The following is a 1,056-nucleotide window of genomic DNA, read 5'->3' as shown; positions in this document are numbered from 1 at the left end:
GAGCGTGGCGGGCCTGGCTGATCGCGCCGGAATCCGCCGCCGAGACGGCCCGCTCGGTGCGGCGTCAGGCGGGCGTCGGCGTGATCGGCACCGCCGGGGGCGCCCTGCCCTGAGCGCCCGTGCCCCGATGGAACCTGCCCAAGGAGGTTGCTATTTATTTAATAGCAATCAAGACATGATTCACTAGGGCATAGAGGCAAAAGCACCCAAGAATCCTGCCATGGGTGCCCGCGGCGGCGCCATGCCCCACGCGCACCCGGCGTCAGAACTTCTCGTGCGCCCCCAGGTAGCGCCACTGCCCGACGGGCAGGTTGCCCAGGGTGATGCGGCCGATGCGGATGCGCTTCAAGCCCACCACCTTCAGGCCCACCAGTTCGCACATGCGGCGGATCTGGCGCTTCTTGCCTTCCTTGAGCACGAAGCGCAGCTGCTCGGGGTTCTGCCAGTCCACGCGGGCGGGCCTGAGCGGCTGGCCATCCAGGGTCAGGCCATGGCACAGGCGGGCCAGCTGGTCGGCGGGAAAGGCGTCCTGCACGTTCAGCGCCACATCGCCGTACTGCACGCGCACGAGGTATTCCTTCTCGACGTCGGAGTCCTCGCCGATGAGCTGGCGCGCCACGCGGCCGTCCTGCGTGAGCACGAGCAGGCCGACCGAGTCGATGTCCAGCCGCCCGCAGGGTGCCAGGCCCCGCAGCTGCGGCGGCGAAAAGCGCATGCGGCTCGGGTCCTCGCGCCAGTGCGTGCGCGGGTTGATGAGGGCGACGGCGGGCGTGTGCCCGTCCTCGGCCTGGCCGCTCACGTAGCCCATGGGCTTGTGCATCAGGATGGTGACCTTCTGCTCCTGAAAGCCCTGCGCCACGCGCTCGACCTCGATGCGGTCGGTGGGCAGCACCTGCAGCCCCATCGGTGCGACTTCGCCGTTGACCTTGACCCAACCCTGCGCGATCCAGTCGTCGGCCTCGCGGCGCGAGCACAGGCCCAGCTCGGCCATGCGCTTGTTCAGGCGCGAGGTGCCGCCCTCGCCCGCCAGGGGCGCAGCGGCAGGCACGCGCCGGG

At 70.0% G+C, this 1,056-nt stretch carries 1 protein-coding gene; it reads right to left on the bottom strand.

Annotated elements, in window-relative coordinates:
* Positions 1-262: 262 nt before the first annotated feature.
* Positions 263-1,048, bottom strand: a complete 786-nt coding sequence (locus tag AC27KI_RS25620) for a pseudouridine synthase (RefSeq protein ID WP_487116626.1) — start codon at positions 1,046-1,048, stop codon at positions 263-265.
* Positions 1,049-1,056 lie beyond the last annotated feature (8 nt).

It is taken from the genome of Acidovorax sp. KPB24-03 (assembly GCF_057546605.1).
Note: the sequence above shows the minus strand (reverse complement) of the source record. Positions and strands in the feature narration are given on the sequence as shown.